Source organism: Pseudomonas sp. Eqa60, from assembly GCF_018326405.1.
GTDB classification, from domain to species: Bacteria; Pseudomonadota; Gammaproteobacteria; order Pseudomonadales; family Pseudomonadaceae; genus Aquipseudomonas; species Aquipseudomonas protegens.
The window spans coordinates 1,626,320-1,649,676 of record NZ_AP024342.1 but is presented as its reverse complement, the minus strand read 5'-3'; the positions used below and the strand labels follow the sequence as shown (position 1 = coordinate 1,649,676).

Below are 23,357 nucleotides of genomic sequence, written 5' to 3'. Positions count from 1 at the left end.
GAAGCCTGCAACTGCACACCGTCGCAACCCGCGCGGCGCGTCACGCCTTGTTGCCGACCAACCCTGGCACTGCGTGCAGCAGGGCATTGATCGCGAAACCGATGAACATCACCCCGCAGACCCGGGTGATCGCCAGCTCGTGGCGCTGGTACCAATTGCGTACCTTACGCGCGCCGACGATGCCGATGAGGATAGCGTATGCGCCAAGGCCGCCAAGGAAACTCAGGGCAATCAGCCCCGGCAGCATCGACCAGGTCAACAGCTCCGCGCGGCTGGAGAGCAGCGCGGTGAAGGTTGCCACCGCCACCGGATAAGCCTTGGGATTGGTCAGGCCGAACAGGATCCCGTGCCAGAACGGGTTGCGCGCCGGGCCCTGAGGTTCATCGCCATCGCGCGGTTTACTGCGGATGGCCCGCAAGCCGAGCCAGAACAGGTACAGGCCGCTGAGCACGCCAAGGATATTGAACGCATCGCTGCCGATCTCCCGGGCCCCGACAATGGCGATCAGCGCCGTGCTGCACCAGACCACGTCGCCCAGCATGTGCCCGCAGAGAAAACCGGCCCCCGCCTGCCGCCCGCGGGCCGCGCCGATGCCGAACACCGCCAGCACTCCGGGCCCGGGGGTGATTGCATAAATGAAACCCGAGGCGATAACGGCCAGCAACAGCGATGAGGTCATCAGCAAGACTCCAGGACGATGCGCCTGACAAAAACGCCAGGCACAGGGGGAATGTGGCGGATTCTGCACGATCAAGGCACCTTGCCACCAGCCGCTTTCGTCAGCTGCCCCTGTGGAACAGTCTCTCAATCGGCGGAGTAAAAGCGCATTCCCGGGTAAGGATGATCGCGCCAGGCCAGCAATCGCGAGGCCAGATCGCTGACGGCCAGGCTCAGGTGGTTGAGCCCCTTGTGCATGGTTCACGCCCCCGTCAAGGTTTTCGGCAAGGGGTAGCGCTGGCCGTCGTAGTGCAAGGTGACACGGCTGTCCCTGGGCGCCAGGTCGCGGCTCTCGCAACCGGCCGGCCCCTTGAAATGCTCGGTGTCGACGATTCGCGTACGCACCAGCAGGTCGGCATGGCCGTTGCGCTGGCCGTTGCCCAGTTCCAGGGTCCGGTGCAGGGTCCGGCTGCGCCCGACACACTCACCGCCACGACCGAGCTCAGCGCGGCGCTCATCCACCACCAGCCCTTCGAGCCTAGGCGGAAGGCCCTTGCCATCACGCACGAACAGGGTCAGTACGGTTTTCTCATGGGGGTGGGTGCTTGAGGCGCGGCGGTAGGTGGCCCGCAGGCCAAAGGCCCGCTCCTCCTCGCTCAACTGATAACGCCCGGTATCGATCTGCAACCCCTGCAAGGCCAAGCCATCGGAACGCCGTGCCAGGTCCTTGTTGTAGCTGGCCACGGCCCAGCCGCTGTCGTCGAGCAGCAGCGCCACATCCAGGTTGTAGCGAGGTACCTTGGCGTTTTCTGCCCCTTGCATCGGCGATGCTCGAACCCCGATGTTGATGCCGTCTTCCGCCGGCCAGGGTTTGCAGACATGGAGTTCTCCCGGGGAATTGGGGCTGTTGTCGCACTCGGCCAGCGCCATCGTCGCCACACCCAGCAACGCGCACAGCACCAGCCCACGGGTCGATTGTTCAAGCAGGTTCATCAAGCTTCCTTATCGATCGCCGGTATCAGATGCCACTGAAGCCATTGGGCAGGACGTAGCGTTGGCCATCGTAGTGCAGGGTGCTGACCACCGGTTTGGCGGCCACGGAGGTGGACTGGCATTCTTCCCCGACTTTTTTGCTCTGGGTACTGACGCTGACCGAACGCACGATCAGGTCGGCGTAACCGTGGCTGCGGGTCTTGGCGATATCCAGGGTGCGCGTGGTTTTAGTGCCCTCGCCGGCGCACTGGCCATCCCATTCGCCGTTGTAGGAATGGGCCACGAACTTCTCCAGCACCGGGCGCAGGGTACTGCCCTCGCGCACGTAGAGGCTGAGCCAGGTCTGATTGAACGGGTTGACCCGGGACGAGCCCTCGAACGCGGCCCGGACCCCGAACGCTCGAACCTGAGGCGTCAGTTGGAAGCGCCCGGTATCGAGCTTCACGCTCTCCAGGCGAAAGGCGTCGGAGACAAAGGCGGCAGGCTGCTCATAGCTGGCCAGGGCCTGTCCGCTGCTGCGGTCCAGCACTGCCAGTTGCAGGTTGTAGGTGCCGTCATCGGTGCCGGTGTCGCTGGGGTCCGGAACCTGCTCGGACAGCAGGCTGATGCTCTGGTCGGCAAAGGCCGGCCAGTCCTTGCACAGGGAAAAGCCCGGGACTTCGGCATTGCGTGGCGGCGGCAGGCACTGGGCGGCGGCGGATGTGGCACCGGCCAGCAGGGCCAGGCTGCCCAGAAGCGGGGCCAGGGAAGAGCAACGGATCATTCACGACTCCTTGTGACAGGCGGATAGAGCGCCATTTCAGGTCGCACTATCCTCCGCGGCGCGGGCGCTTTCAACGCCGGGAGCAGTTGCTCGGGAGTCTGTGGTGCCGGGCGCGCGGATGAACCCTTCGCTGGCTTGCCAGCGAAGGGTCCCGTCCCTCAGAACGCGTTGCGGAAAATCTCCTCGATCTGCCGCTGATCCGCCGGACGCGGGTTGGTCAGGCCGCAGGCATCCTTGAGGGCATTGGCCGCCAATAGCGGAATGTCCTGCAACTTGGCGCCCAACTCGCGCAAACCGGCGGGAATCTCCACATCACGGGCCAGGGTGCGGATCGCCGCGATGGCCGCCTGGGCGCCCTCTTCCGGGCTGAAACCGCGAATGTCCGCTCCCAGCGCGTGGGCCACATCGGTCAGGCGCTGGGCGCATACCGTGGCGTTGAAGCTCTGCACATGGGGCAACAGCACCGCGTTGCACACGCCATGGGGCAGGTCGTAGAAGCCGCCCAGCTGGTGGGCCATGGCGTGCACGAAACCCAGGGACGCATTGTTGAATGCCATGCCGGCGAGGAACTGCGCATAGGCCATGTTCTCCCGTGCCAGCAGATCGTTGCCGTCGTGCACCGCCTGGCGCAGGTTGGCGCTGATCATTTCCACGGCCTTCAGGGCGCAGGCGTCGGTAATGGGGTTGGCCGCGGTGGACACATAGGCTTCCACCGCGTGGGTCAGGGCATCCATGCCGGTGGCGGCGGTCAGGCCCTTGGGCATCGCCACCATCAGTGCCGGATCGTTCACCGACAGCAACGGCGTGACGTTGCGGTCGACGATGGCCATTTTCACGTGGCGCGATTCGTCGGTGATGATGCAGAAACGGGTCATTTCGCTGGCAGTGCCGGCGGTGGTGTTGATGGCAATCAAGGGCAGTTGCGGCTTGGTCGACTGGTCGACGCCTTCGTAATCGCGGATCTGCCCGCCATTGGTGGCACACAGGGCAATGCCCTTGGCGCAGTCATGGGGCGATCCGCCGCCCAGGGAGATGACGAAATCGCACTGTGCCTGCTGCAATTGCGCCAGGCCCTGCTCGACGTTGGCAATGCTGGGGTTGGGCTTGGCACCGTCGAAGATCACCGAATCGATGTCCTGCATGGCCAGCTTCTCGGCCACCATGCTGGCCACGCCAGCCTTGGCCAGGCCCGTGTCAGTGACGATCAGCGCCTTGCGAAATCCATAGTTGCGGATGGCGCTCATGGCCTCGTCGAGACAGCCGATGCCCATGATGTTCACGGCTGGAATGAAAAAGGTGCTGCTCATCAGAAGATCTCCCGGCGAATGCCGATTTCACGGTGTCGATGCAATGTTTGCCAAACAGGATCGACCGATCGGTCACCGGCGTTGTTGATCTGGCTCAAGGGTCGGTCGTGATAAAGTCGCCAGCCGAAATACCTCCAGCCTTGAGACCGATGACCGCGATGATGGATTTCCAGGAATTTGATGCCGAACTTGAAGACTGGAACGCCCTGGGTGCCAGCACACCGTTCAGTGGCCTGCTGATCGGCAACGGCGCCAGCCGTGCCGTGTGGGAAGACTTTGCCTACGACTCACTGTTCGAAAACGCTCGCACAGTGGAAGAAAAACCCCTCAGCCAGTCCGAGCTCAGCGTATTCGAGGCCCTGCAGACCCGCAGTTTCGAGCAGGTACTGGGCGCCCTGAAAACCACCAGCCGAGTCAACAAGGCCCTGGCAGTCAGCTCGGCGGCGCCGCGCAATCGCTACTACGCCATCAAGGAAGCGCTGATCAACACCGTGCACGCGGTGCACATTCCCTGGCGCCTGGTCCAGGAGCAGAGCCTGGTGGCGATCAACCAGGAACTGCGGCGCTATCCCACGGTGTTCACCAGCAACTATGACCTGCTCAACTACTGGGCCGTGCAACAGGACAGCCAAGGCATCGACGACCTGTTCCACGGTGCCGATCCGGCCTTCGAACTGGGCAGCGCCCCTAGCGCCCCAACCCGCATTCTCTACCTGCATGGCGGCCTGCACCTGGTGCGCAACCTGGACGGCAGCGCGCGCAAGCTGACCTCCACCGAAGGCACCCTGCTGGGCAGCTTCGCCATCAACAACACCCTCAAGACCCTGGACGACGTGCCGCTGTTCGTCAGCGAGGGGCCGCTGGCGGACAAGCTCAAGACCATCCGCAGCTCGGATTACCTGTCGTTCTGCTACCAGCAGTTGCTGGATCACAGCGGCGCGCTGTGCATCTTCGGCCACAACCTGGGGCCCCAGGACAGCCACCTGGTCCAGGCGATCCGCCAGTCGGCGACCCAGACCCTGGCGATCTCCATCTACCCGCGCAGCGCCGCGTTCATCCAGCACCAGAAACGCCACTACGCCAAGCTGTTCGAAGGCCTGGACCTGAGTCTGCGTTTCTTCGACTCCAAGACCCACGCCCTGGGCAACCCGGCCCTGTCGGTGCCCGTGGAGCGCTGAGCACTCCCGCCCTGTAGGAGCTGGCTTGCCAGCGAAGATGTCCGCCGGGGCGATGCATGTCTTGGTGCTCATTCGCCAACCAGCCGGCTCCTGGCGGCGCTGAACGCCTTCAGTCCTCGCTGCTGTGCACCACCACCAGCAACTGCGCCTGCTCGTCCCCCACGGAACGGATGCGGTGGGGTTTCTGCGCATTGAAGTGCAATGCATCGCCACGGTTGAGAATCACCCGCTCGTTCATGAAATCCACTTCCACCTGGCCTTCGTGGACGAACAGGAACTCCTCCCCCAGGTGTTCCTTGAAGGTCTTGTCACTGAATTCCCGGGCCGGGTAGATGATGAACGGCAGCAGGTTGCGCTCGCTGACCTGATGGGCCAGCACCGCATAACCCGGGACCTGCCCATTGGCCGCCAGTGACTGGCGCTGGTCGCTGCGCACCAGGCTGTAGCTGTCGAGGCTGATGCTGTCCTCGGCGAACAGTTCCTCGACCTTGACGTTCAGCGCCTTGGCCAGCTTCAACGCGGCAGCGATCGACGGCGTGTTCAGCCCGCGCTCGACTTTCGACAGATAGCTCTTGGTCATCCCGGATTTCTCGGCCAGGGCTTCCAGGGTCACGCCCAGTTTTTTTCTAAGTAATTTCAAACGGATAGACATGTAGAGCGGTTAATCCATCTAGAAAACAACGATTGGCGCTTGCCAATGACACAAAGTGTCATATAGCCTCTTAAGTGTCATCGCGATTCACCCAGCGCCGTCGCAAGCAGCAGGTGAAGCGCAGATCCGACGTCCATTGCACTTCTCAAAGGACCTTCGACATGGCCAAGACATTAGCATTGCCCAAAGACCAACTGGTCAAGCAAGCCCTGACCCAGATGCAAAATACCCTGGCGGATAATACGTGGACCGACCGACAAAAGCTGGCCCTGACCTGCCGCATTCTGTTCGAGAACGGCCACGACTCGGGCCTCGCCGGGCAGATCACCGCCCGCGGCCCGCAACCCGGCACCTACTACACCCAGCAACTGGGCCTGGGCTTCGATGAAATCAGCGCCAGCAACCTGCTGCTGGTCAACGAAGACCTGGAGGTCCTCGAAGGCCACGGCATGCCCAACCCGGCCAACCGCTTCCACAGCTGGGTGTACCGCGCCCGGCCAGACGTGAACTGCATCATCCACACCCACCCGACCCACGTCGCCGCGCTGTCGATGATCGAAGTGCCGCTTGCGGTGTCGCACATGGACCTCTGCCCACTGTACGAGGACTGCGCCTTTCTCGAAGCCTGGCCGGGGGTGCCGGTGGGCAACGAAGAAGGCGAAATCATCTCCGCCGCCCTGGGCGACAAGCGCGCGATCCTGCTTTCCCACCACGGCCAGCTGTCCACCGGCGCGAGCATCGAGGAAGCCTGCGTGATCGCTCAACTGATCGAGCGTGCGGCCAAGCTGCAACTGCTGGCCATGGCCGCCGGCACCATCAAGCCGATCCTCCCGGAGCTGGGCCGCGAAGCCCACGACTGGATTTCCAAGCCCAAGCGCCACAGCGCCGCCTTCAACTACTACGCTCGGCAAAACCTGAAAAAACACGCCGACTGCCTGAACTGATCCACCCCTTATGCCTTGCAGGAGTTGCACCATGCCTACTACCCAGATCCACGGCATCATCGGCTACACCGTCACCCCCTTCGGCCCCAACGGCGAAGGCCTGGACCTGGACGCCCTCGGGCGTTCCATCGACCGCATGATCGACGCGGGCGTCCACGCCATCGCCCCCCTGGGCAGCACCGGCGAAGGCGCCTACCTGAGCGACGCCGAATGGGACCAGGTCAGCGAGTTCAGCATCCGCCACGTGGCCAAGCGCGTGCCGACCATCGTCAGCGTCTCCGACCTGACCACTGCCAAGGCCATCCGCCGCGCGCGTTTTGCCGAAGCCAAGGGCGCCGACGTGGTGATGGTGCTGCCCGCCTCCTACTGGAAGCTCAGCGAAGCCGAGATCCTCGCTCACTACCAGGCCATCGGCGCCAGCATCGGCGTGCCGATCATGCTCTACAACAACCCGGCCACCAGCGGCACCGACATGTCGGTGGAACTGATCCTGAAGATCTTCCACGCCGTGGAAAACGTCACCCTGGTCAAGGAAAGCACCGGCGACATCCAGCGCATGCACAAGCTGCAACTGCTGGGCGAAGGCCAGGTGCCGTTCTACAACGGCTGCAACCCGCTGGCCCTGGAAGCTTTCGCTGCCGGTGCCAGTGGCTGGTGCACAGCGGCGGCGAACCTGATCCCGCAGCTCAATCTCGACCTCTATCAGGCCGTGCTGAGCAACGACCTGGCCCGCGCCCGGGCGCTGTTCTACCGCCAGTTGCCGCTGCTGGACTTCATCCTCAAGGGCGGTTTGCCGGCCACGGTCAAGGCCGGGCTGGAACTCGCCGGGCTGCCCACCGGCGAGCCGCGCAAGCCGGTATTCGCGCTGAACGAGAGCGGTCGCCAACAGTTGCAGACGCTGCTGCAGAGCCTGGGTTGATTTCCTGAAAAAAAAGCCCGGACGGCTGACACCGTTCGGGCTTTGGCATGGGCCGCGTCCAAGCGTGGCTCAGTGACTGTCCAGCGCCACCGGGGCCTGGGCCTTGAACTGCGGGTCCTGCAGCATCTGCGCAATGAAGTCGTCGGTGATGCGCCGCACATGCTGGTATTGGCCGCCATCAGTGTTGGCCCACCCACGCCAGGAGCGGGTCTGGTTGCTGACCCGATACTTGGCCACCTCCTGGTCACCGCGGCTGACATGGAACATCACCTGGCTGTCCCAAGTGGTCCGGCCCGGTACGATAAACAAGGTCATGGCACTGAGCAGCCCCATGGGAATGTTCTGCCAGCCAAAGTAATCACTGTTGGCCATCACGATCACGTTGTAGCCATCGGCACTGAACCCCGGCTGCACCTGCTCGAAGGTGCCGCGACGACGCAGTTCGTCACGGATCAGGCCGGCAGGGATGGCCCCCATCACACTGACGCTGATCGCCGGTAGCCGCTGCTGATAATCCACCTCGGCCGGCTTGAGACTGTGGCTGGTCTGGCAACCGCCAAGCCCCAGCATCAGCACCATCAAAAACCACAATTGATTACGCATTAGAGATCCCCCGACAGCATGGCCTTGAGCATCGACGCCTTGGGCCCCTGCTCCCTGACGATCAACGACGTGACCTCCTCCATCTTCTCCAGATCGACCCGTTGCAGGTCCGGCACCTGCGGGTATTTGGCGCGCACCAGGGCGGCGTCGCGCTCCAGGTGGTCGCTGTGCAGAAACACGCACTTGGCCCCCGACGCCGACAGGCAGCCGGCGCGAAAATCACCCAGGTAATAAGCCTTGCCGGCTTCCAGTTCCAACGGGATGGAGAAGTCTTCGCGGCTCCAGGCGGTGGCGTTGCCGCGGTCGAAATGCAGGTTGTAGATCTCGTAGCGCCCGGGTTTGAGCGGCATCACGAACAGGCTGCCGATGCCGTGCCAGGTCTCGCGCACATCCCGTGGCGTGCGGCCGTAGATCTGGTTGTACAAGCGCGCCGAGGCGAACCCGTCACCGCCGCGCGGGCGAATCAGCAGCATTTGTTCGTTGGCGGTGTGCACCGCCTTCGGCCAGATGCCGACCACCCCCACCACATAGGCCACCCCCGACTGCGAGTCGGGGCGCATGCTCTCGGCAACTTTCGTGGAAGACAGGCTGTAGCAACCGCTCAACGCCAGCAGCGCGGCGAGTAATACGAGAGGGCGAATCATGAGGTCGCAGATCCCTTGGACAATGATTGATAACGTCAACCAGAGTGCCAGGCCTGCCGAGCGCCCGGTGACGGGCGCGGAGGATAAGGCAAATGATGGCATTGCGCCATAACTCCGTCGCCAATCGGCTGGCGGCCTGCCAGATCACAATACGCTGCCCTCGCCCGGCCTCCAGGCAAATGCCAGGTGCTTGTGAAAACCCGCTGGCAGCACAAAGCCCGAACGCTGCTTGGGTTCGGGCCTTGTGCTGTCGAGGGTGTGTGGAGCCGGGCCTAAACGGACGTCAGGTCCTTGATGTTGTGGCTGGGGCCGTTGGCCTTGACGCTGGCGATGCCCTTTTCCCGGGCCGCTTCCGAGGAATAGGTTTCACTGTTGCCGATGATCTGGTGGTTGGCCGCCTTGAGGTTGAAATAGGGTTTGCCATCCTTGGCGCTCTTGCGCTCGTAGCGCTCTTCCAGGGGACTGTTGGCCTGCACCAAGGCGATGCCGTTCTCGGCTGCGGCGCGGGTGGTGTACTGCTCGCTGCTGAGAATGACCTCGGCATTGGCCGCCTTGAGCACGAAGCGAAACTGGCCGTTGCTGCTTTTCTTCAACTCATACCATCCGGACATGCTGTAGCTCCTGGGTTGATCGATGGGCGTTGCGCCTTGAGAGTAAAGACTCTTTCAGCCATTCAGCCATTGCCCCGGTGGCTGAAGAAACGGTTTTCCACCCGCGCCAGCCCCAGGTGTTCGCGCAGGCTGTGGCCGGTGTAGCGCTGGCGAAACAAACCCCGGCGCTGCAGCTCGGGGGTGATCAGTTGCACGAAATCGTCGATGGCCCCCGGCAGATGGGTGAACAGCACATTGAAGCCGTCGGCGGCGTATTCCTGGTACCAGGTAGCCAGCTCATCGACGATCTGCCCCGGCGTGCCCACCAGTACCTTGTGCCCGCTGGCCGACAGGCTGCGCAGCAGTTGCGCCAGGCTCGGCCGCTCACGGCGGATCAGTTCCTGCACCAGGTGCCGGCGGCTTTTATGCCGCTCGGTGGGGGCGGCGTCGTCCAGCAACGGCACCTGCGCATGCAGGGGCAGATGCGACAGGTCGATACCCAGGTCCAGCAGGTAGGACAGGGCCTTGAGCTGTGCCTGGGGGTCCTGCAGTTCCTGCAATTGCTGGTACTTCTCCTCGGCTTCGTTGAGGGTGCGGCCCACCGTGGGGGCGATGCCGGGGAAGATTTTCAACTGCCCGGCATGTCGCCCGTAAGCGGGAAGCCGTTCCTTGAGTTCGCGATAGAAAGCCTTGGCCTGCTGCAGGTCGGTCTGGGCGGTGAACACCAGCTCGGCGCAGCGCGCCGCCAGCTCACAGCCCGGCCCGGACGACCCGGCCTGGGCGATCACCGGCCAGCCCTGCAATGGCCGCGGTGCATTCAACGGCCCCTGTACCTGGAAGTGCCGCCCCCGGTGCTGCAACAGGTGCATGCGCTCCGGGCGCAGCCACTGGCCGCTGGCCTTGTCCCGGGGAAAGGCGTCGTCGGCCCAGCTGTCCCACAGCCCGCTGGCCACACTGAAGAACTCCTCGGCCCGGGCGTACCGCTCGGCGTGGCTCAGGGGTTCGGGGTGGTTGAAGTTCTCGCCGCCGACCAGCCCGGTTACCAGGTTCCAGCCAGCCCGGCCCTCACTCAGGTGGTCCAGGGAGGCGAACTTGCGCGCCAGGTTGTAGGGCTCGTTGTAGGAGGTGCTGGCGGTGGCGATCAGGCCGATATGCCGGGTCACCACCGCCAGGGCCGGCAGCAGGGTCAGCGGGTCCCAGCGCAGGCTGTAGGAACTGCGGGCCAGTACCCGCGGGTCCAGGTCCCCCACCGCCACGTTGTCGTTGAGAAACAGGGCGTCGAAACAGCCCCGCTCCAGGGTTTGCGCGTAGTGCCGGTAGCGCTGGAAATTCAACGAAGCATCGGCATCCGCCTGGGGATGGCGCCAACTGCCGCCATGGGCGCCGGAGCCGGAGAGAAAGGCCCCCAGCCCCATCTGCCCGCCGCGCTCAGCCACGGCTGGTGCCCTCCTCGGCCGTCGGCACCGGCGCCGGGGCCGTGCGCAAGAGCAGGCTCACCGAGGCCCAGACCAGCAGCGTGACCACCGCCAGAAAGCCCATCACCGCGCGGTAACCATTGAGAAAGGCGCCCTGGGCATCGTCCAGCGGCGTGGCGGAAAAGTGATGGAACAGCCCCACCCCCACCGCCAGCCCGACACCGCCACCGACGTTGTGCAAGGTCATCAGCGAGCCCATGGCCACCGAGCCCACTTCCTGGGGCACCGAGGAAATCCCCAGCACCGTGGACGGCCCGAGAATGCTGGCCCACCCCAGGCCCATGACGACAAAGGCGCCCAGCAGATAAGGCAGCGAAGTCTGGCCATCGAAACCGGCCTGCAACAGCGCCGACAGCACGAACAGCAGCAGCCCGGTCTTGATCAGCAGCGCCGGCCCCTTGCGATCCACCAGGCGCCCCACCAGCGGTGACAGCAGCGCCACCCCCAGGGTGGTGGGCAGCAACAGCAGGCCGCTGGCCTGCACCGTTTCGCCGCGGATCTGCGCCAGGTACAGCGGCATGACGAAAAACGCCACGCAGTAGAACAGCGCCAGGCCGAAACTGGCCGCCACCCCGGCAACGAAACGCCGGTTGGCGAACAGCTTGAGGTCGATGATCGGCGCGGCCACCCGCCGCTCCACCGCCAGGAATGCGCCCAGGGCCAGCACCGCCAGCGCCACCAGGGCCAGGGTCAGGGGTGAGCCCCAGCCCCAGCTGCCGCCCTGGACGATCACCAGCACCAGGCTCGGCAGGCCGATCAGCAACAGCAGCGCGCCCCAACCATCCAGGCGCGCCCCGGTCTCGGCCGAACGCGACTCCTTCACGCTGAAGCTGCAAATGCCCAGGCTCAGCAGTACGAAGGGCACGTTGATGAGAAAGATCCACTGCCAGCCGAAGGCACTGGTTATCAGCCCGCCCAACACCGGGCCGACCGCCAGCCCCACTCCATTGACCCCGAACAGCACCCCGAAGGCCCGACCCTGCTCGGCGGTCTCGAAGGTGCTGGAGACAATCGCCCCCGAGGCGGTATAGAGCACCGCGCATGCCAGCCCCTGGGCCACCCGCGCGCCGATCAGGGTATCGATCTGCCCCGCCAGCCCGGCCGCCAGGGAGGCCAGGCCGAACACCGTCAGGCCGATGAACAGCACCCGCTTGCGCCCGTGCAGGTCGGCCAGGCGCCCCACCAGCACCATGAAGCTCGACAGGGCCAGGATGAAGCCGTTGATCACCCATTGCAGGGCGTCCACCGAGGCCCCGAGGTCGGCCTGCAGGGCCGGTAACGCGGTGTTGACGATGGTGAAATCCACACAGCCGAGAAAACTGGCGATGCTCACACCGAGCAATGCCCACCATTTGCGTTGCTGTTGCGCAAAAACGCTCATGGAAACTCCTTGTCAGTCATAAAAAAAACGCTCTGTAGGAGCCCGCTTGCCGGCGAACAGCCCCTTGAGTCCGGCATCGCCGGCAGGGGCGCTTTCGCTGGCAAGCCAGCGCCTACATTGATCGCGGCGGATCAGATGGCGATGGCGCCGCTGGTCCAGTTGGGGTGAATGGCGCCGGGCAAGGTGAAGGGAATCGGGATCCCCCGCTTCTTGAACTTCAGGGGCAGCCAGCGCACCCGGTCCGGGCTGTGGGGTTCGATCAGCAACTCGCGGCTGGTGGCCATGGCCGTGGTCATCTGCTGCGGGTAGAGCACGTAGTGGTAACCCTCGTCGGCCCACAGCGGCAGGATGATCGGGATCTCTTCCAGGATGTACTCCCGGCACTGGGCCGCCGCCCGCTCGATGTCCGCGTGTTCGTCACGCAGGCGCAGGCGCTCGGTGAATACGCCGATGGTGCTGTCGATGGCGTCGCGCAGTTCCTCGCGCTGCTGGTAGACCTGGTTCAGTTGCTGGCGCAGCTCGGCATAGCGGTCGCTGGCCAGTTCCTGGTTCCAGCGGGTGATGTGGTACGGCACCCGCAGGCCGTCGAGGATGCTCTGGTTGCGCGCCAGCCAGGCATCGCCATCGCGGATCGCCGCCGACAGCGCCTCCCCGGGGGACTTGCCGTGCTTGTTGTGGCGTTGCAGGGTATCGGCCACCACCACCTTGACGTGGCTGAAACCGGACTGGTTGATCAAGTGAATGGTGGACCGCAGCTTCTGGTCCTCGTGATATTCCTGGCCGACGCTGACCGCCAGTACCACGCGCTTGCCGTCGAATTCGTGCTCCTCGCCGCCCTTGTTGAAGTAGGCCTTGAGGTTGATTTCCTGCACCTTGCTCATGAGTTCAGCTCCAGTAGGCCAAAGGCTGGTGTTCGCCGTAGTAACCGATAAAGACCCCGAGGGTGACCCGGGTGCTGCTGGCCGAAGGGCGCACGGCGTGGATCAGCCGCGGGTTGAGGAGGATCAGGTCGCCGGGCTCGGGCTTGACCACGAAATCCGGCGGCGGCAGCAGGTGGCGTTCGATGCCGTAGGCCCGTTCGCCCTTGAGGCGGTTGTACTCCTGCTCGTCCGGCTCGATGCCCCAGATCTCCAGCTCGCCGCCATCCTCGGGGATCTCCAGGTAGATGTTGGTGGACAGCTGGGTCAGCAACTGCGGGCTGTGGCCCTCGGGGGCATTACGTTCAAGCTTGTCGGTGTGGGGCGTGAGATCGACCCCCGAACCCTGGAAGCGGGCAATGCCGACGAAACACTTCTGCCCGTCCACCTGCAACAGGTGCGCGCCCTGCGGCCAGACTTCGTCCAGCAGCAGGCGCAGTTCGTCGATGGGCGAGGCCAGTGGCCGGAACAGATTGCGGATCTTGCGAATGTTGGGCAGGGCCAGGGCGTGGTATTCGGCCCGGCTCTGCTCATCCTGGATCTCGATATAGGCCTTGCCGACCCGGACGAATTCCTGCTGCTGGCTGAAGGCACTGCGCAGTTCCTGCTGATACAGATGATCCCGCGCCACCTGCAAGGTATCCGGTGGGCAGAAACCTTTGAGCTGGACGCCGTAAGAGCGTTTTTCCACAACATCGAGGATATGCCGCGCTTCAAGTTTGTCGGCCGTAGTGACTGTGAACATGCAAGCTCCCTTAATTCCCTGGAAGTAGCGACGAAGAACAACATCGGTAGAACGTAATAATTTGTTTCAGGGCCACCTTAGGCAGTTGCGATGGCCTTGTGAAATATCCTTTATCTCTAATATCCAAACTTAAAAATGTATCGAAAATCAGGCAAATAGCGGCCACCACAGGCACTTTGAAAGTGCTGCGAGAAGATTATGAAATTTGCTGATAGTTAAATTAAGCGAAGGACATTATTGCTCTTTATTTATTTAAAACCTCCCGAGATCAATTAATAAAACTGCCACACACTCATTCAACTTCATTGAATTGAGCATCCATGTAAGCTGCGGCATCGAAAGTCTTCTGAATAATGCCCTCCTCGCGGTAGAGATCGGCGGTGTGCTGCACGTCCTCCACCACGGCCGGGCCTACGGCGATACGCCGGGGCACCGAGTAGCGATTGGAACGCTCATGCACCTCCACCGGCAAACCGCTGTAGCCGGCCTGGATCTTTGAAAACTCGCTCTGGTGCTGGTTGGCCCAGGCATAGGCACGATCCAGGCGCTGCAGGAAGTCGGCGATCTGCTGCGGCTTGTCGCGAATCGCCTGGTCGTTGGCCACCAGCAGCATGTGCCCGGCGAACAGCCCTTCGCCACTGACCAGCACCCGGCTGCCGCCCTCCATCTGCACCATGCTGGTATAGGGGTCCCAGGTCGACCAGGCATCGGCCTGGCCGTTGCTCAGCAGGCTGCGGGATTCGGCCGGCTGGAGAAAGATGAACTGCGCATCCGCGCCGTGCAGGCCCACCGACCGCAGGGCGGCCAGGGCCAGGAAATGGCCGATGGAGCCCCGGGTGGTGGTGATGCGCCGGCCCTTGAGGTCGGCGGCCTGCTTCAGCGGCGAATCCTCCTTGACCACGATCGCCACCGCGGTCGGCGTGACCTTGAGCTTGATCACCCCCACGGTCTTGAGCGGCGCCCCGGCCGCGGCGGCAAACACAAAGGGCGCATCCCCCAGGCTGCCGATATCCACCGCCCCGGCGGCCAGGGCCTCGGCGGTGGGGGCCGCGGCAGCGAAGGAGGCGAACTCGATGGGGTACGGCACCTGCTCCAGCTCGCCTGCCGCCTGCAGCAGAATCTTCAGCGACTGCTTCTGGCTGGACACCCGCAGCGCCGGCTGCGCCAGTGCACTACCCAGCCACAAACACAACACCAGCCCTTGCAGGAGCCGGCCTGCCGGCGAACCGCCCCTGCCCCCTGCGCCCTTCATGCCGCCTTCGCTGGCAAGCCAGCTCCCACCAGGTAAACGACCTGCAGGACGCCACGGGTGTAGGAGCCGGCTTGCCGGCGAATGGCCCTTGAACCCTGCGCCGGTCATGCCGCCGCCTTCGCTGGCAAGCCAGCTCCCACCAGGTAAACGACCGGCAGGACGCCACGGCTGTAGGAGCCGGCTTGCTGGCGAATGGCCCTTGAACCCTGCGCCGGTCATGCCGCCGCCTTCGCTGGCAAGCCAGCTCCTGCGAGAGTGATCGTGGTCATGCTCAGAACGCCAGGCTGACGCGGCTGTAGTAGTAGCCGCCGCCCAGGCCATAGGGCGAGAACATTCCGTATTCATAGGTTCCCGCCCAGGCCTTGAGGCCGATCTTGTCCGGGTATACGTCGAACAGGTTGTTGGCGCCCACGGCCACGGTGAGGTTCTGGGTCACGTCGTAGGCCACGTCCAGGTCGGTGATCCACTTGGCGCTGTAGGTGCGATCGTTGCTCGGGATGTTCGAGCCTTCGGTGTACTCGCCAAAGCGGGTCAACTGCAGATTGGTGGTCCAGTCGCCGACCTTGTAGTTGCCGGAGAGGATCCACTTGTCCTTGGGCGTGGATTTAGTCAGGTCGATCTGCTGCTGGCGGTCGAACAGCACATACCCCGCCCCCAGGCGCGACAGGGCCGCCGGGGTGTCCGCCAGATCGCGGATGGTGGTTTTGTTGTGGTTGTAGGCGACGCTCCATTTCGCCGTGCCGTACTCGCCGAAGGACTGGCGGTAGTCCGCCACCAGGTCCACGCCCTTGGTCCGGGTGTCGGCAGCGTTGGTGTAGTACTGCCCGGCGAGGTTCGGCGAGAGGCCGTTCTCCACCAGGATCTGCGACACCGCCGGGCCCTTGAGGATGCCGGTCTGGAGAATGCGCTTGTCGATGTCGATCAGGTAGAAGTCGGCCGTCAGGCGCAGCCGATCGGTGGGCTCGGCGGTGAACCCCAGGCTGTAGTTGCGCGAGGTTTCCGGCTCCAGGTCCTTGGCGCCCAGGGCCACCGCTTCCGGCGAGTTGGGGCGCATCTGCTTGGTACGCACCGAGGTGGTGGTGCCACCGGCGCCGAATTCGGTGACCGTGCTGGTGGTGGAAAAGACGCTCTGGGCCAGGGACGGTGCACGGAAGCCGTTGCTCACCGCAGCCCGCACCGCGTACCCGGGGAGGAACTCGTAACGGGTGGTGAGCTTGCCGCTGGTGGTGTCGCCTACCCCTAGGTTGTACTTCTCGTAGCGCGCCGCCGCGCCGACGTACCAGTTGGGGGTGATGTTCAGGCCCAGGTCGATATAGGCCGCCTCACTGTGGCGCTTGAGGCTGTAGGCATCTTCCGGGGTCGTGCCGTTGACCGAGAACAACCCCGGGTCCGGCACCACACCGGCGAAAGGCCCGGTGTTGGGGACATAGCTGCCCTGGTTGTAGGAGTTGGCCTCGCCCTCCTCCAGCGCATATTTCTCCCAGCGGTATTCCACGCCGAAGGAGGTTTCCAGCGGGCTGCTCCAGCCGATGTCCAGGGCCCGGGAGAAGTCCAGGTTGTTGGTCCACTGGTCGAACACCAGGTTGCCCAGGTGGAAGTCGTGCTGGCTGTAGGGGCCATTGGAAATGTTCAGGTTGTTGGCCGTGTCGAGCACGCCGCGATCCTTGCCGTAGGTGCTCGACAGGTCCCAGTCCCAGCCACCGAGCAGGCCCTTGGCACCACCGGCGACCTGGAAATCGGTCTCGTGGATTTCCCGCCGCGCCTGGCCGCCGTTGGGGTAAGGCGCATTGGGAATGCCCGCCAGGCTGGTGATGTCGGTGGGCTTGCGGTGCCCCAGGTCCTTGTTGCTGTTGCGGTAGCTCAGGGTCGAGAACGAGTACAGCTTGAGGTCGTCCTCCAGAGGCAGCTCGGCGTTGTAGGCCAGGCTGGTGGTGCGATCGCGGCCCAGGCCGTACTCGGTGCCCCAGCCCTGGCGATTGCTTTCCCGGGGGTCCGGCGAGCCGTCGGCCTGCTTGAAGTACAGCTGGCCGCTGGCGGCACTGGAGCGCTCGTAGGGTTCCTGCAGCTTGGCGTCCCAGGACAGGTTGATGAAGCCGCCGTTCTCTCCCAGTTTGTTGCCCCAGTTGAAGGCTTCGTGGCCGGTGGTGCCGTCGCCGTCGTAGTACTGGCCCAGGGTGGTGTCGGAGGTCAGGCCTTCGGCATTGCGCTTGAGGATGATGTTGATCACCCCGGCGATGGCGTCGGAGCCGTACTGCGCCGCCGCGCCGTCGCGCAGCACTTCGATGCGCTCGATGGCGGCGGTGGGAATCAGGTCCAGGTCCACCGGCACCGAGGCGTTGCCGACCCGTGCGCCGTTGTTGATCAGCGCCGAGTTGTGCCGGCGCTTGCCATTGATCAGCACCAGCACCTGGTCGCCGCCCAGGCCGCGCATGCTCACCCCGCGCACCAGGAACGCCGTGCCGCCGCCGTTGATGGTCGGTACGTTGAACGACGGCAGCAGGCGCCCGAGCATCTCTTTCAGGCCGTTCTGGCCGATGCTGCGCAACTGCTCGCTGTCGATCACATCGATCGGCGCCGGGCTGTCGGTCACCGTGCGTTGCTGGCTGCCGCGCACCCCGGTGACCACCACCGTGCCCAGGGTTTCGTCGGCCGCCAGCAGTTCGGCGGGCAGCGCCAGGCCCAGCAGGCCAAGGCTCAGGGGGGCCGCGCCGAAGAGGATTTTATGCAAGGAAATACTCATGACTTCAGATCCTTTGACAGGCGGTTCAGCGCGCTCGGGCGGCAACGGTTTCGACTTCGATCAAGGCGCCGGGCAGCACCAGCCCCGCCACTTGCACCGTGGTCCGGGCGGGCTTGAGCGGCTGCTTCTGGGTGCCGAAGAACTCGCGGAAGGCCACTTGCAGGCCGTCGAAATCCAGCTTGCCGCCCAGGGCCGGGTCCCCTACCAGGTAGATGCGCAGTTGCACCACGTCCCCCAGGGTCAGGCCCTGGCTGGCGAGGATCGTCTCCACCTTGCGCAGCACCACCCGGGCCTGGGCCTCGGTGTTGCCCTCGGCGTGGATCTGCTCCTTGGACGCCTTGGGATCCACCGGGTCCGGCAGCAGCCCGGAGAGGTAGGTCACCTCGCTGTTGGCGGGCAGGGTCACCGATTGCAGGATCGGCGAATTGGGGTAGCTGGACGGCACGCGCTGGATTCCCGCGGCCCAACTGCTGCTGGCGGCGAACAACAGCCCCAGCCCTACGACGGTGTTTTTCAAAGACATGCAAAGACGCTCCCAAGGTTGTGTGTGCCAGCCTCGGAGGTCCGCTACCCGGCATGGGTTACCGCTGTTGTGTGAATGCTCGGCTTTTTCAGGCCGTTTGCTGTAGCGACGAGCCTTGCGCCCGTTGGAAAAGTTGCCGCACCACCCGCCGCGCCGCGCCGGCGGCGGCTTCCTGCCAGATGCCCACGCCGCTGTGGGCCAGGCCGTCGCTGGTGAGGTAGACCCGGCCCTGGGGCTGGTTGAGCAGGCCGTAGTCCGGCTCGGCCACTTCATGGCTGATCCAGGGGCCGAAGTTGTAGGGGATCTTGCTCCAGGCAATCACCAGCGGATTGCGCAGTTCCTGGCTGTGCCCGGGGTGCAGGAGCTCCACCGCCTGACGGGAAATCTCGATCTGCTGGGCCAGGGTTTTCTCCCCGAACCGTCGGGCGGTTTCGCCGTTGTTATAGGCCGCCACCAGCACCCCTTCGGCCTGGTTGAAACCGCCGCTGGGGTACCACAGCCCGGAGGCTTCCTGGTTGATGAACGACAGCCCGCCGTAGATCTGGTACTGGCTTTCCCAGAAGCGCCGCGACTGCCAGGCCACCTTGTTGGCGTAGCCGAACTGCACCGCGCCGATGGCCTGGCGCACCGGGGCGCTGAAGTTGTTCTGCACCTTGGCCAGCAGCGGCAGGGGCAGGCTGCTGATCACGTAGTCGGCCTTGAGGCTGTGGGTGCGGCCGGTGCGCCGGTCCAGATAGACCACTTCGGCGCTGTCGGCCTGGTTGCTGATGGAGCGCACCTCGCTGTGCAGCCGCAACTGGCCTTTCAGGCGCCGGGCAAAGGCCTGGGGAATGCGGTCCATGCCCCCCACCGGCTGGAACATGGTGGGCGAGAACTCCGGGTATTCGTCGATCATCAACGCCGTGGTCAGCGCCGGGTTGAGCAGGGTCTGCAACGGCAGCGGATCATTCTTCTGCGCCAACTGGTCGCCGGCGCCGGGCCAGACCTTGTAGCCGGAGCGGGCCGAACCCAGGTACTCCAGCTTGTCGGAAAGATCACCCCAGGTTTTCAGGAAACTCAGCAGGTTGCTGCGATCGGCTGGTGTCAGCTCCTGATCCAGGGCATGGCGATTGACGGCCTTGGCCAGCAGCTCGGAAAAATGCCCGCGGCTGTCATTGACCGCCTGGCGGATCTGCAACGCCGGCTGGTCAAGGTCCGGACGCACCAGGGCGTTGCGGCTGGTATTGACCAGCACCTCCAGCTCCACCCCCAACTCGCGGCAGTAGCCGAGCATCAACTGATGGTGGCTGGGCAGGCGGCCGGCCCCGGCATTGAGGTAGAACCCCTCCCCGAATTGCGCGACCTGGGTGCTGCCGTCGCTGTACTCCACCCGATCGCCACCACGCACCGTCCAGTTGCGCCCGCCGACCCGGTCCCGGGCTTCCAGCAAGGTCACCTTGAACCCGGCCTTGCTCAACTCGTAGGCGCTGACCAGGCCACCGATCCCGGCGCCGATCACCACCACGCTGGCGCCCTTGCCCAGTGCCGCCGTGGGCAGCGCCGCGTAGTTTTCCTCGAACGCTTCGGCCGTTGCGCTGGCGCCGAACAGGCCCATGACCGCGCTCGCCGCCTGGACCCCGCCGACAGCGGCAATACGGGCGATCAATTGTCTTCTGGTCAGTGGCATGCAAGCGCTCCCTGCTGCGGATGGATAGTGCGTTCGGTTATAGATCGGCGACTTATGCAGTCACTTGGGTCTATGTGAAGCCATCCTAGGGGCGCTCATTTAATAAGAGAAATACATTTTAAGCATATGCAAATATTACTTTGTTTCATATTCAAGCCAAAAGATTCTGCGCTCCGCGCATAGCCCTGCGCCTGGCCGTGCCTGGCCATACTCGCCCCGCCAGGAACCGGCTTGCCAGCGAAGAAGCCCCACGGCTCGCGCCGGCATCAGCGCCCCTTCGCCGGCAAGCCGGCTCCTACGGCCTGGGCGGCGTCGAGAACGCGCAACAAGTTGCCGCCCCAGATCTTCGCCAGGTCCGCTTCGCTGTAGCCCGCCGCCAACAGGCGCTGGGTAATCCGTGGCAGTTGCGCGACATCTTCGAGCCCCTGTACCCCGCCACCGCCGTCCCAGTCGGCGCCGATGCCCACATGATCCGGGCCGACCACTTCCAGGATGTGCAGCAGGTGGCGCAGGTAATCGTCCAGGCTGGCCCTGGGCTGCGGGTAGCGGGCTTCGACCTGGCGAATGCGTTCGGCCAGGTCCGCCACCTGTTCCGGGCTCATGCTCGCCGCCAGACGGAACTCGCGGTACAACGGCCCCAGGGCCTTGTCCCGCTCGGGATTGGGCGCAAGGTTGATCAGGTCGCTGGGAAAGCTGTTGACCTGCACCACACCGCCCCTGGCAGCCAGTTGCCGCAGGCGCCGGTCATCCAGGTTGCGTGGATGGGCGGTGATTGCACGGCTGCTGGAATGGGAGGCAATGATCGGCGCCCTCGACAGCGCCAGGACCTGGTCGAACACCTGGTCCGAGGCATGGGAGACATCCAGCAGTATCCCCAGGCGATTGGCCTCGGCCACCAGCTCCCGGCCCGCCGGGCTCAGGCCGCGCCACTGCGGCAGGGCGGTGGCCGAGTCGGCGAAATCGTTGTTGGCCGAGTGCACCAGGCCGAGCATGCGCAGGCCCTGGCGGTAATAGGTGTGCAAGCGTGCCGGATCGGCGGCCAGGGGCTGGGCGTTTTCCATGCTGATGAAAACCACACGCTGGCCACGGGCGACAATGGCCGGTACATCGCCAGCCGTCAGGGCCAGGGCGAAATCATCGGGGTGGGCGCCCAGCAGGTCGCGGATCCGCGCCAGCACCGCCAGCCCATGTTCGCTGGCCAGGGTCCGGTCTTCGGCGGTGAGCGGCCCCTGGGGGGTGAAAATGGCCCAGAAACCGCCGTCCAGGCCGCCCTCTTTCATCCGTGGCAGATCGACCTGGGACAGGTCGTCCTGGTAGCGATGGCGCTGGGTGATGTCCCAACCGGGGCGGGCCAGTTGCATGGGGGTATCGAGGTGGCTGTCGAGCACGATCAGGCGCTGGTGCAGGGCTTGGGCGGGGCTGTCGGCCAAGGCCCAAGGGCTGGCCAGCGCCAGGCACAGCAAGGTTCGGGTAAACATGCGGCCTCCTGGTCAATGAAAGAATTTCCCCCCGGATCGCAAGAGCTGGCTTGCCAGCGAAAGCGTCATCCTGGCCAGCGCAAGGCTTGAGGGCCTCTTCGCCGGCAAGCCGGCGGCTACAGGCTCAGGTCCAGTGGAAGCTGCGGTCCCACAGGCCGGATACATCCAGTTGCTGGGGCAGTACGCCGGCCTCGAAGAACAGGTCGGCCACGTCCTGCTGGGATTTCACCGCTGCGTCGTCCACCGGTTGCAGCAGGCGCGGGCCGCTCTGGGCCCGATACTGGGCAAGGAACACTTCCCGGGGCATGCCGAGAATCTGCGCGCTCCTGGTCGCCCATTCCTCGGGGTGGCTGGCAATCCACTGCCAGGAGCGGTACTCGCGCAGGATGTAGTCGGTGATCGCCGCGTGCTTGGCCGGGTCGGCGATGCTCTGCTGGTTGGCGGCGATCACGTAGTTGCCGGACAGGTAGCCCTGGCCGGTCTTCAATACCCGGGCCCCGGCCCGCAGTTCCGCCAGCTGGATGAAGTAGCCGAAGCTGACCCAGGCATCCAGGGCACCGTTCTGGAACGCGGCGAAACCGTCCTGCGCAGTCAACGCCATGGGCACGATATCGGCAAAACCCAGGCCCTGCTCCTTCAGCGCCTTGAGCAGAAAGTAATGGGAACTGGTGGAGCGAATATAACCGATGCGCTTGCCCTTGAGCTCGGCCACCGACTGCACTGCAGAGCCCTTGGGCACGATGAAGGCCTGGTTGTTGACGTCGCCGGTGAGCACCGCGATCAGCTTCACCGGGGCGTGGTTCTTGATCCCGAAGATCGGCGGGATCTCGCTCATCGGCGAGATGTCCAGGGTGCCGCTGACCAGGGCCTCGAAGCTCAGGTTGCCGCCGGTGAACTCAGCGTACTTGACCTTGTAGGGCGGCGGCTCGATGCCCGCCTCGGCAAAGAAGCTCGGCGCCGCCCCCTTGTAGGTGGCGACGTTCAGGGTGACCCCGGACAGGTCCACGGAGGCTCCCAGGCCCAGGCGCGGCAAGGCGGCGGCCAGACCGGCCAGGGCCGAGAGTTGGAGAAAATGACGACGCTGCATGGGCAATGGTCCTTAATCGAGAAAGTCCGGTTCTTCGCGCACGATCCGCTCGCGGTAAGGCTGGAAACTGAACCAGCCGCCAAACTCGGTGCCGACCTGGCGTGCGGTGTGGCGCGCCACCTCATGGGGAATGGGCCGCGGGGTGCCGGCAGCTTCCGCCAGCAGTTGAGTCTGGGCGGCGTTGTCCATGGCGATGAAGCGCCACACCGCCGCCTCGACGGTTTCACCCACGGTGAGCAGGCCGTGGTTCTGCAGGATCAGCGCCTTGCGCCCCGCCAGTGCGGCGGCGATCCGCGCGCCCTCGCTGGCCTCCAGCACCACCCCGGAAAAGTTGTCGAACAGCCCGTGCCTTTCATAGAAAGCGCAGGCGTCCTGGGTCAGCGGATCGAGCAAGCGCCCCAGGCTCGACCAGGCCTTGCCGTACAGCGAATGGGCATGGGCCGCGGCGACCACCTCGGGATGGGCTTCATGCAGCGCCGCATGGATGGCGAACGCCGCCAGGTTCAACGCGCCCTCGCCTTCGATCACTGCCCCTTCGGGGTTGACCAGCAACAGGTCGCGGACCCGTACATGGCCGAAATACACCCCCACCGGGTTGACCCAGAAATGGTCCGGGCGCCCCGGGTCACGCACCGTGATATGCCCGGCGCCGCCCATGTCGAACCCCAGCCGGGCGAACACCCGGAACGCCGCGGCCAGGCTCTGCTTGCGCTGCAGGCGCTCCAGCTCGACGGTGGCCTGCTGGGGCGGATGCTCCCAGCGAAAAACCGTATGGCCATCGCGGGGCAAGTCATACACCGCGGGGCGAAAATGTGCGGTCATATCCGCTCTCCTTGAAATTGT

At 64.6% G+C, this 23,357-nt stretch carries 22 protein-coding genes; 3 read left to right on the top strand and 19 right to left on the bottom strand.

What is annotated here, in order from left to right:
• Positions 1-40: 40 nt before the first annotated feature.
• From KI242_RS07390 to yiaY, 4 genes are all read right to left on the bottom strand, one after another.
• Positions 41-679, bottom strand: a complete 639-nt coding sequence (locus KI242_RS07390) for a LysE family translocator (RefSeq protein WP_011059744.1) — start codon at positions 677-679, stop codon at positions 41-43.
• A gap of 239 nt (positions 680-918) precedes the next feature.
• A complete protein-coding gene (locus tag KI242_RS07385; RefSeq protein WP_212806023.1) occupies positions 919-1,650 on the bottom strand; it encodes a hypothetical protein in 732 nt (243 codons plus the stop codon).
• A 25-nt stretch (positions 1,651-1,675) separates the two neighbouring features.
• Positions 1,676-2,413, bottom strand: a complete 738-nt coding sequence (locus KI242_RS07380) for a hypothetical protein (protein WP_053149500.1) — start codon at positions 2,411-2,413, stop codon at positions 1,676-1,678.
• A gap of 158 nt (positions 2,414-2,571) precedes the next feature.
• Positions 2,572-3,720, bottom strand: a complete 1,149-nt coding sequence (gene yiaY, locus KI242_RS07375) for an L-threonine dehydrogenase (protein ID WP_212806022.1) — start codon at positions 3,718-3,720, stop codon at positions 2,572-2,574.
• Between the two features lie 158 nt (positions 3,721-3,878).
• On the opposite strand from yiaY, the gene KI242_RS07370 reads away from it, so the two are divergent.
• The gene (locus KI242_RS07370; RefSeq protein WP_041774553.1) at positions 3,879-4,898 is read left to right on the top strand and encodes a DUF4917 family protein; all 1,020 of its coding nucleotides are present in this window, start codon (positions 3,879-3,881) and stop codon (positions 4,896-4,898) included.
• Between the two features lie 109 nt (positions 4,899-5,007).
• Here KI242_RS07370 and KI242_RS07365 read toward each other — a convergent pair whose 3' ends face one another.
• The gene (locus KI242_RS07365) at positions 5,008-5,550 is read right to left on the bottom strand and encodes an XRE family transcriptional regulator (RefSeq protein ID WP_015634479.1); all 543 of its coding nucleotides are present in this window, start codon (positions 5,548-5,550) and stop codon (positions 5,008-5,010) included.
• A gap of 161 nt (positions 5,551-5,711) precedes the next feature.
• Here KI242_RS07365 and KI242_RS07360 point away from each other — a divergent pair, with 161 nt between their 5' ends.
• Entirely contained in the window at positions 5,712-6,494 is a 783-nt protein-coding gene (locus KI242_RS07360) for an aldolase (protein WP_011059738.1), read from the top strand.
• 31 nt (positions 6,495-6,525) lie between these two features.
• Positions 6,526-7,413 carry a dihydrodipicolinate synthase family protein gene (locus KI242_RS07355; protein ID WP_011059737.1) on the top strand — a complete coding sequence of 296 codons (888 nt, stop codon included), beginning with the start codon at positions 6,526-6,528 and terminating at the stop codon, positions 7,411-7,413.
• A gap of 69 nt (positions 7,414-7,482) precedes the next feature.
• On the opposite strand, the gene KI242_RS07350 is transcribed toward KI242_RS07355, so the two are convergent.
• The 14 genes from KI242_RS07350 to KI242_RS07285 form a co-directional block, all read right to left on the bottom strand.
• Complete coding sequence (locus KI242_RS07350) at positions 7,483-8,016, bottom strand: hypothetical protein (protein ID WP_041116411.1); 534 nt, start codon at positions 8,014-8,016, stop codon at positions 7,483-7,485.
• Positions 8,016-8,660: a hypothetical protein gene (locus tag KI242_RS07345; protein ID WP_053156731.1), complete on the bottom strand. Its 645-nt coding sequence runs from the start codon at positions 8,658-8,660 to the stop codon at positions 8,016-8,018. Before KI242_RS07345 ends, KI242_RS07350 begins: the two co-directional genes overlap by 1 nt.
• A gap of 272 nt (positions 8,661-8,932) precedes the next feature.
• Positions 8,933-9,271 carry a YegP family protein gene (locus tag KI242_RS07340; RefSeq protein ID WP_212806021.1) on the bottom strand — a complete coding sequence of 113 codons (339 nt, stop codon included), beginning with the start codon at positions 9,269-9,271 and terminating at the stop codon, positions 8,933-8,935.
• A 62-nt stretch (positions 9,272-9,333) separates the two neighbouring features.
• Complete coding sequence (locus tag KI242_RS07335) at positions 9,334-10,665, bottom strand: LLM class flavin-dependent oxidoreductase (RefSeq protein ID WP_019094811.1); 1,332 nt, start codon at positions 10,663-10,665, stop codon at positions 9,334-9,336.
• Positions 10,666-10,678: 13 nt separating this feature from the next.
• Positions 10,679-12,106 carry an MFS transporter gene (locus tag KI242_RS07330; protein WP_026020181.1) on the bottom strand — a complete coding sequence of 476 codons (1,428 nt, stop codon included), beginning with the start codon at positions 12,104-12,106 and terminating at the stop codon, positions 10,679-10,681.
• 131 nt (positions 12,107-12,237) lie between these two features.
• Positions 12,238-12,987, bottom strand: a complete 750-nt coding sequence (locus KI242_RS07325; RefSeq protein ID WP_011059731.1) for a tRNA-dependent cyclodipeptide synthase — start codon at positions 12,985-12,987, stop codon at positions 12,238-12,240.
• Between the two features lie 4 nt (positions 12,988-12,991).
• Positions 12,992-13,768, bottom strand: coding sequence for a 2OG-Fe(II) oxygenase (locus tag KI242_RS07320; protein ID WP_011059730.1), 777 nt, complete (start codon positions 13,766-13,768; stop codon positions 12,992-12,994).
• A 292-nt stretch (positions 13,769-14,060) separates the two neighbouring features.
• Entirely contained in the window at positions 14,061-14,963 is a 903-nt protein-coding gene (locus KI242_RS07315; protein WP_225368869.1) for an aliphatic sulfonate ABC transporter substrate-binding protein, read from the bottom strand.
• 328 nt (positions 14,964-15,291) lie between these two features.
• On the bottom strand, positions 15,292-17,760 hold the full coding sequence (locus KI242_RS07310; RefSeq protein ID WP_015634472.1) for a TonB-dependent receptor: 2,469 nt from the start codon (positions 17,758-17,760) through the stop codon (positions 15,292-15,294).
• Positions 17,761-17,785: 25 nt separating this feature from the next.
• Positions 17,786-18,283, bottom strand: a complete 498-nt coding sequence (locus tag KI242_RS07305) for a RidA family protein (RefSeq protein ID WP_015634471.1) — start codon at positions 18,281-18,283, stop codon at positions 17,786-17,788.
• Positions 18,284-18,371: 88 nt separating this feature from the next.
• Positions 18,372-19,949, bottom strand: coding sequence for an FAD-dependent oxidoreductase (locus tag KI242_RS07300; protein ID WP_077933474.1), 1,578 nt, complete (start codon positions 19,947-19,949; stop codon positions 18,372-18,374).
• 266 nt (positions 19,950-20,215) lie between these two features.
• Positions 20,216-21,427, bottom strand: coding sequence for a dipeptidase (locus tag KI242_RS07295; RefSeq protein WP_212806019.1), 1,212 nt, complete (start codon positions 21,425-21,427; stop codon positions 20,216-20,218).
• 124 nt (positions 21,428-21,551) lie between these two features.
• Positions 21,552-22,514, bottom strand: coding sequence for an ABC transporter substrate-binding protein (locus tag KI242_RS07290; RefSeq protein ID WP_011059724.1), 963 nt, complete (start codon positions 22,512-22,514; stop codon positions 21,552-21,554).
• 12 nt (positions 22,515-22,526) lie between these two features.
• On the bottom strand, positions 22,527-23,336 hold the full coding sequence (locus KI242_RS07285; RefSeq protein WP_015634468.1) for a class II aldolase/adducin family protein: 810 nt from the start codon (positions 23,334-23,336) through the stop codon (positions 22,527-22,529).
• Positions 23,337-23,357: the final 21 nt, after the last annotated feature.